Below are 12,648 nucleotides of genomic sequence, written 5' to 3' on the forward strand. Positions count from 1 at the left end.
CTTTTCAGCGCCTTTCGTCGGATCCGTCGGCTTTATCGCCGAGTGCCTCTGTGAGCACTTCGGCCACCGACCCGATGTCGGTGAACCGGTCGAGCTGGTCCAGATCAATCCTCACGTCGTGGTAGATCTCCAGCGCCGACAGGAGTTTTATCCGTCCCTTTGAGTCGATGCCCAGCTCTTCGAGCGGTGCGTCCGGCTCGATTTCGGCGGGATCAAGCCGAAAAGTCTCGCTGACGACCTTCACGACCTCCGCGCGGTGATCACCCACGGCGCCGACTATAACGCGCCTTGGCCGCCGCCCGCGCCACCTTGCCACTGGAAGTGCGCGGAAGGTCACCGGAGGGAACCAGACGTACCGATCGCAACGTCAGATCATGTTCACGTGACACCGCGCGTAATACCATCCGGGTGACTTCTTTGACATCGGCTTCGGCGTTCTTTGCCCATTCGGCTACCAACATCGCCCCTTCACCCATTTCGTCCGCCACCCCGAAAGCGGCGACGCGGTCGCGGCGGATCGCCGGATGCGCTTCACCCGCCACCGCTTCGATGTCCTGCGGGTGAAAGTTGCGGCCGTCGATGACGATGAGGTCTTTGAGCCTGCCGGTGATGTAGAGGTCGCCGCGGTGGACGACGCCGAGGTCGCCGGTGCGCAGCCAGCCGTCGTCGCCCTCGAGTTCCCCGCCGAACGCGGCGGCGTCGCCACGGCCCCAGTAACCGGCCGCGACGTTCGGGCCGTGGATCCAGATCTCCCCGGCCAAGCCGTCGGGCTGCGCGACACCGTCGCGGACGATCCGCACCCGCTGCCCGAGCGGACGGCCGACCGAGACGAGCTCCTGACCGTCCGGCACCTCGACCGCGCGCCCCTGCGCGAGGGCCTCCCTGTCGAACACCGCGCCCCGCGGTCCTTCCGCGCCCGCGCTCGCCACGTACACCGTGGCCTCGGCCAGACCGTAGGACGGACGGTGGGCTTCGGGCCGGAACCCGCGCGGGCCGAACACCTCCCGGAAGCGCGCGACCGTGCGCGGTTGGACCGGTTCGGCGCCGTTGAGCGCGATCCGCACGTCGGAAAGGTCCAGATCGTCCCCGGCGTCTTCCGCGGCGTCGGCGGCCAGGTCGAACGCGAAGTTCGGCGCGGCGGTGAACACGGCCGGGTGATCGGCGAGCTGACGCAGCCACCTCGCGGGCCGGTGCACGAACTCGGCGGGTGACATGAACACCGACCGCGCGCCCGCGAAGACCGGCAGGCAAAGAAGCTGGATCAAGCCCATGTCGTGGAAGAACGGGATCCAGCCCGCACAAGTGGTCCCCTCGTCGACCGCGTAGGCCTGACTCGCCTGCCAGCAGGCCGCGGTGACCGCCCGATGCGGGATCACGGCACCGGCGGGCTCCCGCGTCGACCCGGACGTGTACTGGAGGTAGGCGGGACCCTCGGGCGTGACCGGGAGCGGATCCGCGCCCGGCCCGGAAAGCTCGTCGACCACGAGAAGATGTTCGGGCGTCCCGGCTTCCCGCGTCTTCGCGGCGGCGGCCGACGACGTCAGCCAGACCCGGGCACCGCAGTCCTCCAGCACACCGGCGAGCCTGCCCCGCTGCGCGGGGCTGCCCGGCGCCATCAACGGCACGGCCACCAGCCCCGCGGCGAGTGCTCCGAAGAACGCGAGGGGGTAGTTCAGGTCTTGGCCGGTCAGCACGGCGACGCGATCACCCGGACGCGTGACCCGGCCCAGCTCCCCCGCGACTTCCCTGACCCGGGAGACGAACTCCGCCCAGGTGACCGTGGTGTCCACGCCCGCGCCGTGATCCTGATGCGTGAACAGCGGGCGCGGGTCGGTCTCGCGAGCGAACAACCGCTCGACGATCGAGGTGCGCAGCACCTGCTCCGGGACTTCCACCGGCGACGCGGTCATGTCCGGCAACTTACTGGAGCCGGTGATCATCCGCTTAGCGCCCCTGCGGGGGTACGCAGGGGCGCCGGGAACCGGGTCAGTTCACCGTCACGGTCGCGAGCGAGGCGTCCTGGCCGGGGGCGATGCCGCACGGCAGGTCGAACGTGCCGAGGTCCGTCGGCGTCCCGTCCGCGTGCCTCGGCGTGACCTTCCCGGTGAAGGCGCCGCCCACCGCGAAGGCGACCGAACCGGGCTTCTTCACGGTGAGCCCGGGGATCGGGCCGGTGATACTGAGTGCCAGCGGGCCGTCCTGCGGTACGGCGGTGACCGGGAAACCCAGGCCGTTGAGCGTGACACCGAGTTCAGTGCCGTTGTAGTCGACGTCGACGTTGGCCGACGCCGTTCCTTCGATCGTCGCCGCGCCGATCAGATTCAGCGCGGTGACGCTGTCCCCGTCGAGGGAAACGGCCACCGAAAAGCCGGTGACATCGATCGGAGAGCCCGCGGTCACCGCCTCGGGAAAGGTCGCTGTCACCTTCGCGGCGACAGGCTGCGCTCCGATGAGCGGCATTTCGCAGGTGAAAGTCAGGTCCTTGGTCACCGGTCCGGCGAGCGGCGCGGCGCTCGCCGAAACGGCGGGCAAGGTGACCGCTGCTCCGGCGAAGACGAGAACGGCGGCGATCCCGGCAAAAGGTCTTACGGACGAAACGCGCGTCATGGAAATCCTCCGGTCAGGAATTCTGGAAAAGGAATGACGAAATCCGGGAAAACGTTACGGCGGCCCGAACCGGTCAACAACACACCAACGTATTCGTATCGATTCAGGCGACCGGGATCCGATTGTTCTTGTCATTCGAGGACGATTCCCGGATCGTATTCTTGCCAGGCGGGTACGCCGCCCGGCTCCTCCCCTCTCGACGCCGCGTGCGCCGCTCGACGCACCGGACACGGCCACTCGTTACTCCGACCGGCCGTTCGCTTCGGCGAATTTCGGACAGAAGACCGGACATTTCTCGCCCTTCCGCAGTCCTCGGCCGCACACTCTGCGAGCAGTGTGTTTCTTTCCCCCGGCCCTGGAGGATCCCATGCGTCGAAGAATCGCCCTGGCACTCGGCGGAGCCGCCGTCCTGACCGCGAGCCTCACTTCCGCCGCCCTCGCCCCCGTCGCGCTGGCTTCCCCCGGACTGATCACCGCCATGCAGCGGGATCTGGGGCTCACCGCCGCACGAGCCGAAACCCGGCTCGCCCAGGAAATGACCGCCTCACGCGTGCTGCCCGCCGCCCAGCAGGCCGCCGGTGCGGCGTTCGGCGGCGCCTGGTTCGATCCGGCCCGCGGCAAACTCGTCGTCGGGGTGACCGACCCCGCAGCGGCTTCCGCCGTCCGGCGGGCCGGTGCCGAACCCGCCACCGCCGCCATCAGCGCGGCGAAACTCGACGCCGCGAAGGCCGAAATCGACTTGTCGGCCCAGAGCAGGCCCGCCCCCGCGGCGGTCAGCGGCTGGCGTGCCGACCCCCGCAGCGGCAGTGTCGTGGTCGCCGTCCGGCCAGGCGCGCACGGCCCTGACATCGATGACTTCCTGGCCAGGGCCAGGAAAGCCGGTCCGGTCACGGTGGTCACCGCGCCGAAGGCCGAACCGTTCGCGGCGGGCACCGTCGGCGGCGACCCGTACTACATCAACGGCAACACCCGCTGCTCGATCGGTTTCTCCGTCCACGGCGGATTCGTCAGCGCCGGCCACTGCGGCGGCAACGGCAGTCCGGTCGTCGGCTGGGACGGCTCGGCGATGGGCAACTTCGCCGGTTCTTCCTTCCCCGGCAACGACTACGCGTTCATCCGGATCGGCAACGGCTGGTGGACCGCGCCGGTCGTCCTCGGCTGGGGCACGGTGAGCGACGCACTCGTCCGGGGTTCGTGGGTCGCCCCCGTCGGCACCTCGGTGTGCCGGTCGGGCTCGACGACGCACTGGCACTGCGGCACCGTGCTGGGGCACAACGAGACCGTCAACTACTCCCAGGGCGCGGTCCACCAGATGACCCGCACCAACGTCTGCGCGGAGCCCGGCGACTCCGGCGGCTCCTTCATCACCGGCGACCAGGCGCAGGGCGTCACCTCCGGCGGCTGGGGCAACTGTGGCTCCGGCGGCGAAACCTGGTTCCAGCCGGTGAACGAGATCCTGCAGACCTACGGTTTGTCGCTCGTCACCGCGTGACCCCCTCGTGAGTGGTAAGGACGGTTAGAACCGTCCTTACCACTCACGAGTTCGGGACGTAGGCGGGAAGCGCGTCCAGGCTGTGGCGCACGGCCTCGGCACCATAAGCGAACATCTGCCGCTCGTAGTCACCGACAGCGCCGAGAAGGTCCTGTCGGCCCTCCGCGGCCTCGATCAGGCAGCGGCGCAGCAGATCGGCGTCGCACAGGGCGGCGTTCGCGCCGTTGCCGCCGGTCGGCGAGGTGGCGTGGATCGCGTCACCGAGCAGGGTGACCGGACCCGGCGCCCAGCGCTCGCGGGGATCGACCACACGGATGGACAGGAGGGTGCTGTTGTCCGGATCGGACTGCTCGACGAGCGCCCGGAGTTCCGGATGCCAACCGTCCATCCTGGACAGAGCGGCGTCTTGCGGGGTCGCGGCGCCGAGCGGACCGGTCGGCAGGATCATCGCCCAGCGCACGTAGTCACGGACATCGGGAAGGGTCACCTCGGGCGCCAGCCGCTCGGCCGCCTCCTTCGGCGGGGTGCGGAACCGCATCGCCCCGAGCAGCAGGCTCACCCCGTCCCCGGCGATCTTCGAGCCGAAAGCCCGCGAAAGTTCGGTTAAGCGTTCGGTCAGCGGCGTGCGGCCGATGACGAACCGGACACCGGTGTCGGTCGGGGTGATCCGCGGTGCCAGCGCCGCGCGGACGGCGGAGCCGACCCCGTCCGCCCCGACCAGCAGATCGGCGGTCACCGGGTCACCGTGCGCGAGGCGGGCGGAAACCTTGCCGCCGGGCAGTACGTCGTAGCCGGTCACCCCGGCACCGGTCCGCACCTGGAGCCCGGTCAGCAGCAGATGCCGGAGCACGTGCCGGTCGACCACGGTGCCGGTCCTGCCGGGGCCGAGCTCACCGATCTTGTTCAGGTGCCGGTCCAGGATCAGGCGCTCGCCGTAGGCGTCACCGACGATCGCGTCCAGCAGTGGATGCCAGCGCGGCGGCAGGCAGGCGCGCACCGCTTCGAACCCCGCCGGGTTCAGCACGAGCCGGTAGCCCTGGAACCGCGCGGTGATCGCCGGATCCCGCTCGTAGACCTCGGCCTCGATGCCGGCGCCGCGCAGACCCTGCGCCAGGCAGAGACCTCCCAGACCGGCTCCGGCAACTGAAACTCGCATCACACGCCTCCGAATCGAACTTAGTTCGCCGCTAACGAACTAAGTTCTACGCGGCGAACTAAGTTCGCGTCAAGCTAGAGTGACCGGCATGCCCTCCGACCCCCGGCAACGCCGAGCAGCTCGTCACGCCCAGCCCACCGGGGATTCCGCGACGTCGCCGCCGCGCAAGAAGCCCATCACGGTCGACCGGATCACCGACGCCGCATTGCAGGTCGTCGCCACCGAGGGCTACGACGCCCTGACCATCCGCCGGGTCGCCGCGGTGCTCGGCGCCGGGCCGTCGTCGCTGTACGCGCACATCGTCAACAAGGACGACATCGACGATCTGCTCGTCGGCCGGCTCTATGCCGGGGTCGTGCTCCCCGAACCGGATCCGGCGCGGTGGCGACAGCAGATCCGCGACGTCTACACGCAGATCCGCGACCAGTACCTGAAGTACCCCGGTGTCTCCCGTGCCGCGCTGGGCACGGTCCCCACCAACCTTCACACGCTGCAGGTACGCGAAGGGCTCCTGACGATCCTGCTCGCCGGGGGCATCGAACCGCAGACCGCCGCCTGGGCACTCGACGCCCTTTCCCTCTACGTCAGCGCCTACGCCTTGGAGCAGTCACTCGTCCAGCAACGGCGGAAAGACCCGGAGCAGGAGTGGGTTCTCAGCCGCGAGGAGCTGCTACGCCGGTTCGCGGCCCTGCCGGCCGACGCGTTTCCGCAGACCAGGCGCCACGCCGACGCGTTGACCTCCGGCACCGGGCACGACCGGTTCGACTTCACCCTCGGCCTGATCATGGACAACCTCACCCGGCCCTAGCGGGATGATCACCACTCGGCCAGCCGTGGCGTCAAAGCGTCCTCGAGTGCCTGCTGCCGCCTGGCCTCCGGGTTCCGGTACTCCTTGACCATGTCGTCGGTCGTCAGATATTCGTCAGGCCGGCCCGACGGGCCGGCGGTGGTGAGCAACGTGGTCGCCGGATACTCGATTTCGAAAGGGCCGTACGTCCCGCTCTTCTTCTCTCGGTAGAAGCGCGTGATCGCGAGTCCGTTGCTCACCGCCGCTTTCGCCCCGAGGTGCACGGTCAGCACTTGACCCGCTCCCGCCTGCCATCCCTGCTTCCACATCGGGGCCGCGAGGACCGGGACGAGAAGGTGGGTGACCCCGGCAGCGACGAGGTGCAGGCGCCGCGCCGGGCGGGTGAAGTCCTCGCACACCTGGACGGCGAACCGCCCCGCGCGGGAGTCGAGCACGGTGATCAGGGAATCGTGGGAGATGCGTTCGTCGCGTTTGACCCCGCCGAGTTCGACCTCGTACTCCTTCTGTTTCCCCACCGTGAAGCAGAATCCCGACATCTTGTCCTGGGTGAGCATCGGCTCGACCCAGCCGTTGCGATGGACGAGGACGGCGCGGTTCGGCGGACGACTGCTGGCCGGATGAGGTCCTACACCGATCACCGGACCGGTTCCCAGCAGGAGCCAGGTGAGCGAGCTCCCTTCGGGCCGCGGCGTGGCCCGGAGCAGCTCGCGCCATCGTTCGAGGAGGCTGTCGTCCAGGCAACCCTCCGGAAGGATCGCCAATACCGCCCCGCTCTTGTCGAGAACGTTCAGCGCCCTCGCGATCCGGTCGTCGAGTCGCGTGCTGACGGGCCCGACGGTGTAGAACCCACCGTCGGGATGATCGGGCTCCCAGCGCAAGTCGGCCGGGTCGGCCAGCAGGGGCAGCTGCGCGATCCTGAGCAGGCCGCGCCCGTCCGGCCGCGGCAGGTCGCGAACGGCGGGGACCCGGGAAATCTGCAGATTGGCGCTGACATAAGGCGGGATCCGCAACAACTGGAGGAAATCGTCGAGATCCTCCGCGTCCTCGTTCGGACGGCAGGGGGAAGTACGGCGGGGCAGCAGGATGCCCCCGGTCTGGTCGTTGAGCCTGCCGTTCATCTCCAGCCGCACCTGAAGGTAGTCGAGTGCCCGGAAACCCAGGTAGGACGTGTCGGCGTTGGCGTCGAGGAGCGCGAGGTCGAGACCGAGCAGAATGCCGAAACTCGTCGGATCGTCCGGGGAGTCGGAGATCCACTCCGCGGAAAGGAAGCCCGTCGCCCGCACCTCGTTTCGCACGGCTTCCTTGACGGCCTGGACGCTGTCGCGCACCGACCACTCGCTGAGCGTGTCCCCGTGCACTTTCTTGAGCTCGTCGTAGAGGTTGACGAACTCGTCGGCAGGATCCATACTTAACACTTCCTTGATTCTGGAGGTGGAGAGCCCATGCCCTCGACTGCGACAGCCGTACCGGACACGACACCGGCGAGCCTGAGGCCCACCGCCGAGGGGGTATCCCGAGGCTTCGAGGCCTGGGCGACGAAGCTGAAAGAAGAGACCGGTGAGGGAAAGGTGCTCGGCGACCACGCGGCGGTCGACCGCTGGGCGGCCGCGGTGGGCAGATGGCTGGTCGACGCCGCCCTGCTCGCGGACATTCCGTCACTGAGCTCGGCGTTGCGTGCCTTCCAGAACGCGGGGATGCGACTGCAACCGGGCGGCCACACCATGCGACTCGAGGCCGTCGTCATGGGATTGGCCGAGGTGGCACAAGCCGCGCTCGACCGGGCGGAGCAGGCGGCGCTGGCCGACACCCTGGACCCGAAGTCCTGGGCGGCCAAGATGCTCGTGCTGGTGCACCGCGAACCGCACATCACCAGTTCTGACGTCTGCGATCGGCTCAAGGTCCACGAAGCGCAGATCAGCCGCAGCGGAAAGATGCTCCTGGAGCGCGGCCTGGTCGTCAAAACCCGGCTCGGCCGGTCGAAGGGCTGGTACGCCACTCCCCGGGGCGAAGCCGTGGCCGAACAGCTCGCGGAGCGAGGAGACGAATAGTCGCGCTCCGACGACCCCGATCGCCGTTCCCCGCCGTTGTCGCGAATGGCGATTTTCATCCCACCCTCCGGCCGCCGTTCCTGAACTAGTCGCCGGCAGGCCGTGAATGGTTACGCGCAGCAATACCCGTGAGACGCGATTTGACGCTTCCTTTGAGAGGAAGTTCGAAAGTGTGGGATGCGAAGTCCGCGCACCATTCTCTTCCCGCTCAACAGTCGACCTCACTGCGACGTTCGAGGAAAACGGTGTCGTGCCAGACATCGCCACGCCGGGCGATGCGTTCGCGGATGCCCACGGTGCGGTAACCGGCGCTGCGATACAGGGCGATGCTCGCGCGGTCATCGGTGAAGACGGAGGTTTGCAACGTCCGGATCCCGGCGGCGTCGGCTTCGGTGACCTGTTTGTGGATCAGAGCCTTTCCGACGCCGCGACCGCGGTGGCTTTCGACGACATGGACGATGGTCTCGGCGACACCTCGATGACGAGCACGCGACGAAATCGGGGCCGCGACGGCCCAGCCGACGACTTCACCATCGCTTTCCGCGACCCATTGGTGATCCGGCAATCCTTGAACGTCGAATTCGGCGGCGACATCTTCACCGGAAATCCGTCGTAACGTCTCCGCGTCGTCGTCGATCATCGGGCGCACGGTGACGTCGTCAGGCACGTTGTCCGGGCAGCAGGGCCGAGGGGCGAGCAGACCCATGACGGCGTCGGCCGCGTGCGGGAGACCGCTGCAGCAGGCCTGGTTGATCGTGACGACGGTCGCGGTGCCCTCCTTGCGCAGGTGCAGGAAACCGACCTCGGCCAGCTTCCGGACATGATGCGAGCACGTCGACTGGCTGGTCCCAAGGATCTCGGTCAGGGCTCCGACGGTCAGGCCGCGGGGCGAGGTCGCGACCGCGTGCAGCAGTTTCACCCGCATCGGCTCGGCCAGGCAGGCGAACCATCCGGCGTAGGTCGCGGCTTCCTGTTCGGGCAGGAGGCCGACTAGGGGAACGGGCACCACCGAGGTCATGGCACACAGTATCGACCAGAATCGATGGTTGCGTCAATCGATGGCCATCGATACAGTCCCCGCATCGACTCAATCGAGCGTGATCGATGAAAGGGGCATGGGGATGAACGAGCTTCCTGTCGTAGTGATCGGAGCGGGCCCGGTGGGACTGGCGGCGGCCGCCGAGCTGGTGGAACGGGGTCTTGAGCCACTCGTACTGGAGCGCGGCCCGCGAGCGGGCGCGGCGGTGGCGGCGTGGAATCACGTCCGGCTGTTCTCCCCTTGGTCCGAGCTCGTCGCTCCGGCGGCCGGGCGGCTGCTGGAGAAGACCGGCTGGACGAGGCCCGATTCCGAGGCTTGTCCGACGGGTTCGGACTGGGCCGGGTCGTATCTGCGGCCGCTGGCGGAAGCGCTGTCTGACCGGGTGCGGTTCGGCGCCGAGGTGACCGGCGTGGCACGCCGCGGCCGGGACCGGGTGGTGGACAGCGGCCGGGACGACGAGCCGTTCACCGTGCACGTCCGCTCCGCCGACGGTTCGGAGGAGCGGATCGCGGCGCGGGCGGTGATCGACGCGTCGGGGACCTGGACGACCCCGAATCCCCTTGGCGGGGAAGGACTTCCAGCCGCCGGAGAGCGAACCGCGGCGGACCGGATCGGCTACCGGGTCCCGGATCTGGGCGACGAGACCGTGCGGGCGCGCTACGCGGGCAAGCACGTGGTGGTCGCGGGCAGCGGGCATTCGGCGCTGACCGCGCTGGTCGCGTTGTCCGGCCTGGCGAAGGACTCGGCGAGTACGCGGATCAGCTGGGTGCTGCGCCGCGGTTCGGTCGGCGACACCTTCGGCGGCGGCGACGCCGACCAGCTTCCCGCCCGGGGCGCTCTCGGCCTGCGCGCGCGGGCCGCGGTGGACGCGGGACTGATCACGGTCGTGACCGGGTTCCGCACCGAGGCTGTCGAACGCGACGGCGACGGGCGGCTGTCGCTGCTCTCCTCCGCCGGGCAGCGGCTCGGCCAGGTCGACGAAGTGGTGACCCTGTCCGGGTTCCGCCCCGATCTGACCTGGCTCTCGGAGATCCGGCTGGAACTGGACCCGACCCTGCAGGCGCCGGTCGCGCTCGCGCCGCTGATCGATCCGAACGTGCACTCGTGCGGAACCGTGTACCCGCACGGCGCCAAGGAACTCGCCCACCCGGAGAAGGACTTCTACCTCGCGGGCATGAAGAGTTACGGCCGGGCGCCGACCTTCCTCGCCATGACCGGCTACGAACAGGTGCGCAGCATCGCCGCCGAGCTCGCCGGTGACCACGAAGCCGCCGCCCGCGTGGAGCTCCGGATGGCCGAAACCGGAGTCTGTGGTGGCGCCGGCCTGTTCGACGAGCCGGACGACGCACCGGCCGCCGGAGGCTGTTGCGCGGCACCGGAGCCGGTGGCCCTCTCGCTCGGGGTCACGAGCCGCTGACAGGCCAGCGTTTCCGCAGCCACAGGCTGACGTAGACCAGGCCGACCAGCACCGGTACTTCGATCAGCGGGCCGACGACACCGGCGAGAGCCTGCCCGGAGGTCACGCCGAAGACGCCGATCGCGACGGCGATCGCGAGTTCGAAGTTGTTGCCCGCAGCGGTGAACGCCAGTGTCGTCGTTCGCTCGTAGGACAGGCCCGAAGCCTTGCCCAGCGAGTAGCCGCCGACCCACATGACCGCGAAGTACACCAGCAGCGGCAGCGCGATCCGGGCGACGTCGAGCGGCCGCGAGGTGATGTTCTCGCCTTGCAGCGCGAAAAGGATCACGATGGTGAACAGCAGGCCGTACAGCGCGACCGGACCGATCTTGGGCAGGAACGTGCTCTCGTACCACTCGCGGCCCTTGGCCCGCTCCCCGGCGCGGCGGGAGAGGTAGCCGGCGGCGAGCGGGATACCGAGAAAGATGATCACGCTCAGCGCTATCTCCCACGGTGAGAAGTCCAGCGTCGTCGTGTCCAGACCCAGCCAACCGGGCAGCAGGTCGAGGTAGAACCAGCCGAGCACACCGAACATGATCACCTGGAAGACCGAGTTCAGCGCGACCAGCACCGCCGCGGCCTCGCGGTCACCGCAGGCGAGGTCGTTCCAGATGATCACCATCGCGATACAGCGGGCCAGCCCGACGATGATCAGCCCGGTCCGGTACTCGGGAAGGTCCGGCAGCATCAGCCAGGCGAGCGCGAACATCAGCGCCGGACCGAGAATCCAGTTGAGCACCAAGGAAAGCACCATGGTGCGCCGGTCACGGGTGACGGTGTGCAGCCTGTCGTAGCGGACCTTCGCGAGGACCGGGTACATCATCAGCAGCAGACCGAGCGCGATCGGCAGCGACACCTGCCCGATCTTCACCGCGTCCAGCACCCCTTGCAGTCCGGGGATCACGCCGCCCAGCACCAGTCCGGCCACCATGGCGGCGACGATCCACACCGGCAGATAACGGTCGAGAAAGGACAGTTTGCGCACGACATCGGCGGTTTGGGTCACGCGGGATCCTTGGGGGTGTCGAGGATTTCGGTGACCAGGCGGCGGACGCGGCGGTCGATCTCGTCGCGGATCGGGCGGACGGCGTCCACTCCCCGACCCGCCGGGTCTTCGAGCGGCCAGTCGAGGTAACGCTTGCCGGGGAACACGGGGCAGGTGTCACCGCAGCCCATGGTGATCACCACGTCGGAGGCTTCGACGTCCTCTGTGGACAGTTTGACCGGAATCTCGGCGGTGATGTCCAAGCCCCACTCCGCGAGCGCGGCCGCGGCGGCGGGGTTCACCGCCTCGGCGGGTTCGGACCCCGCGGACCGGACGGCGATCCGGCCGAGCGAGTAGTGCCGCACCAGCGCGGCGGCCAGCTGGGACCTCCCGGCGTTGTGCACGCAGACGAACAGCACTTCGGGCGTGCGGGTCATACCATCTCCTCGAGACTGGATCGAAGTTCGCCGATGCAACCTAGGAGACTGGATCGAGATTTGTCAATCCAGCGGGTATGGTGGGATGCCAGGTGTGAAGGGAGGGTCGTGACGAGCGAGAAACTGACCCTGCTGATGGCCGCCCCCGCGGCGGTCGTCGATCCCGGTGACGCCGAGACGGCCGCGAAGCTGTTCAAGGCGTTGTCGGATCCCGTGCGGATCCGGCTGCTGTCGCTGGTGCGGCACTCCCCCGGTGGCGAGGCGTGTTTCTGCGACCTGGCCGAAGAATTCGACATGCCCCAGCCCTCGCTCAGTCATCACCTGCGCGTGCTGGTCTCCGCCGGCATCCTCGTGCGGGAACGACGCGGAACCTGGAGCTGGTACACCGTCGTCCCCGAACCGCTCGAAACCCTGGGAACCCTGCTCCGCGCGGGCGGCCCGCTCGCCGACCGGCCCGCCCGCCTCACCGACGCGGGGTGCTGAACAACCGGTCCAGCGCCGACGGCCACCCCAGACGTCGCGAAAGCCACTTTCGCGACGTCTGATGTCCCGAAAGTGGCTTTCGCGACACCGCCACCGGCCCCGTATTTCCCCATCCGTCGGGAAGAGTTCCCCTACCT

The 12,648-nt window shown here is 68.7% G+C and carries 13 protein-coding genes; 5 read left to right on the forward strand and 8 right to left on the reverse strand.

Annotated elements, in window-relative coordinates:
• Positions 1-4 precede the first annotated feature (4 nt).
• From ACLJRM_RS14890 to ACLJRM_RS14900, 3 genes are all read right to left on the reverse strand, one after another.
• Positions 5-268, reverse strand: a complete 264-nt coding sequence (locus tag ACLJRM_RS14890) for an acyl carrier protein (RefSeq protein WP_168214359.1) — start codon at positions 266-268, stop codon at positions 5-7.
• Positions 261-1,910, reverse strand: a complete 1,650-nt coding sequence (locus ACLJRM_RS14895; protein WP_168214360.1) for a fatty acyl-AMP ligase — start codon at positions 1,908-1,910, stop codon at positions 261-263. The genes ACLJRM_RS14890 and ACLJRM_RS14895 overlap by 8 nt, the downstream gene beginning before the upstream one ends.
• 76 nt (positions 1,911-1,986) lie before the next feature.
• The gene (locus ACLJRM_RS14900) at positions 1,987-2,607 is read right to left on the reverse strand and encodes a DUF6801 domain-containing protein (RefSeq protein WP_410663261.1); all 621 of its coding nucleotides are present in this window, start codon (positions 2,605-2,607) and stop codon (positions 1,987-1,989) included.
• Between the two features lie 367 nt (positions 2,608-2,974).
• Here ACLJRM_RS14900 and ACLJRM_RS14905 point away from each other — a divergent pair, with 367 nt between their 5' ends.
• A complete protein-coding gene (locus tag ACLJRM_RS14905; RefSeq protein ID WP_410663262.1) occupies positions 2,975-4,099 on the forward strand; it encodes a S1 family peptidase in 1,125 nt (374 codons plus the stop codon).
• 43 nt (positions 4,100-4,142) lie between these two features.
• On the opposite strand, the gene ACLJRM_RS14910 is transcribed toward ACLJRM_RS14905, so the two are convergent.
• Complete coding sequence (locus ACLJRM_RS14910; protein ID WP_410663263.1) at positions 4,143-5,255, reverse strand: FAD-dependent oxidoreductase; 1,113 nt, start codon at positions 5,253-5,255, stop codon at positions 4,143-4,145.
• A 79-nt stretch (positions 5,256-5,334) separates the two neighbouring features.
• Between ACLJRM_RS14910 and ACLJRM_RS14915 the strand changes: the two genes are divergently transcribed.
• Positions 5,335-6,063 (forward strand): TetR/AcrR family transcriptional regulator, encoded by a 729-nt coding sequence (locus ACLJRM_RS14915; protein WP_101609030.1) that lies wholly within the window; start codon positions 5,335-5,337, stop codon positions 6,061-6,063.
• Between the two features lie 8 nt (positions 6,064-6,071).
• Here ACLJRM_RS14915 and ACLJRM_RS14920 read toward each other — a convergent pair whose 3' ends face one another.
• A complete protein-coding gene (locus ACLJRM_RS14920; protein ID WP_101609031.1) occupies positions 6,072-7,469 on the reverse strand; it encodes a hypothetical protein in 1,398 nt (465 codons plus the stop codon).
• 36 nt (positions 7,470-7,505) lie between these two features.
• Between ACLJRM_RS14920 and ACLJRM_RS14925 the strand changes: the two genes are divergently transcribed.
• A complete protein-coding gene (locus tag ACLJRM_RS14925; RefSeq protein ID WP_101609032.1) occupies positions 7,506-8,111 on the forward strand; it encodes a MarR family transcriptional regulator in 606 nt (201 codons plus the stop codon).
• Between the two features lie 208 nt (positions 8,112-8,319).
• On the opposite strand, the gene ACLJRM_RS14930 is transcribed toward ACLJRM_RS14925, so the two are convergent.
• On the reverse strand, positions 8,320-9,129 hold the full coding sequence (locus ACLJRM_RS14930; protein ID WP_101609033.1) for a helix-turn-helix domain-containing GNAT family N-acetyltransferase: 810 nt from the start codon (positions 9,127-9,129) through the stop codon (positions 8,320-8,322).
• Between the two features lie 103 nt (positions 9,130-9,232).
• On the opposite strand from ACLJRM_RS14930, the gene ACLJRM_RS14935 reads away from it, so the two are divergent.
• Complete coding sequence (locus tag ACLJRM_RS14935) at positions 9,233-10,567, forward strand: FAD-dependent oxidoreductase (RefSeq protein ID WP_101613328.1); 1,335 nt, start codon at positions 9,233-9,235, stop codon at positions 10,565-10,567.
• On the opposite strand, the gene arsB is transcribed toward ACLJRM_RS14935, so the two are convergent.
• Complete coding sequence (arsB, locus tag ACLJRM_RS14940) at positions 10,554-11,612, reverse strand: ACR3 family arsenite efflux transporter (protein ID WP_101609034.1); 1,059 nt, start codon at positions 11,610-11,612, stop codon at positions 10,554-10,556. The two genes, ACLJRM_RS14935 and arsB, sit on opposite strands and share 14 nt — an antisense overlap.
• A complete protein-coding gene (locus ACLJRM_RS14945; protein ID WP_410599406.1) occupies positions 11,609-12,028 on the reverse strand; it encodes an arsenate reductase ArsC in 420 nt (139 codons plus the stop codon). Before ACLJRM_RS14945 ends, arsB begins: the two co-directional genes overlap by 4 nt.
• Positions 12,029-12,136: 108 nt before the next feature.
• Between ACLJRM_RS14945 and ACLJRM_RS14950 the strand changes: the two genes are divergently transcribed.
• A complete protein-coding gene (locus ACLJRM_RS14950) occupies positions 12,137-12,511 on the forward strand; it encodes an ArsR/SmtB family transcription factor (protein WP_233224276.1) in 375 nt (124 codons plus the stop codon).
• Positions 12,512-12,648: the final 137 nt, after the last annotated feature.

It is taken from the genome of Amycolatopsis sp. lyj-84 (assembly GCF_046549075.1).
Taxonomy (GTDB): Bacteria; Actinomycetota; Actinomycetes; order Mycobacteriales; family Pseudonocardiaceae; genus Amycolatopsis.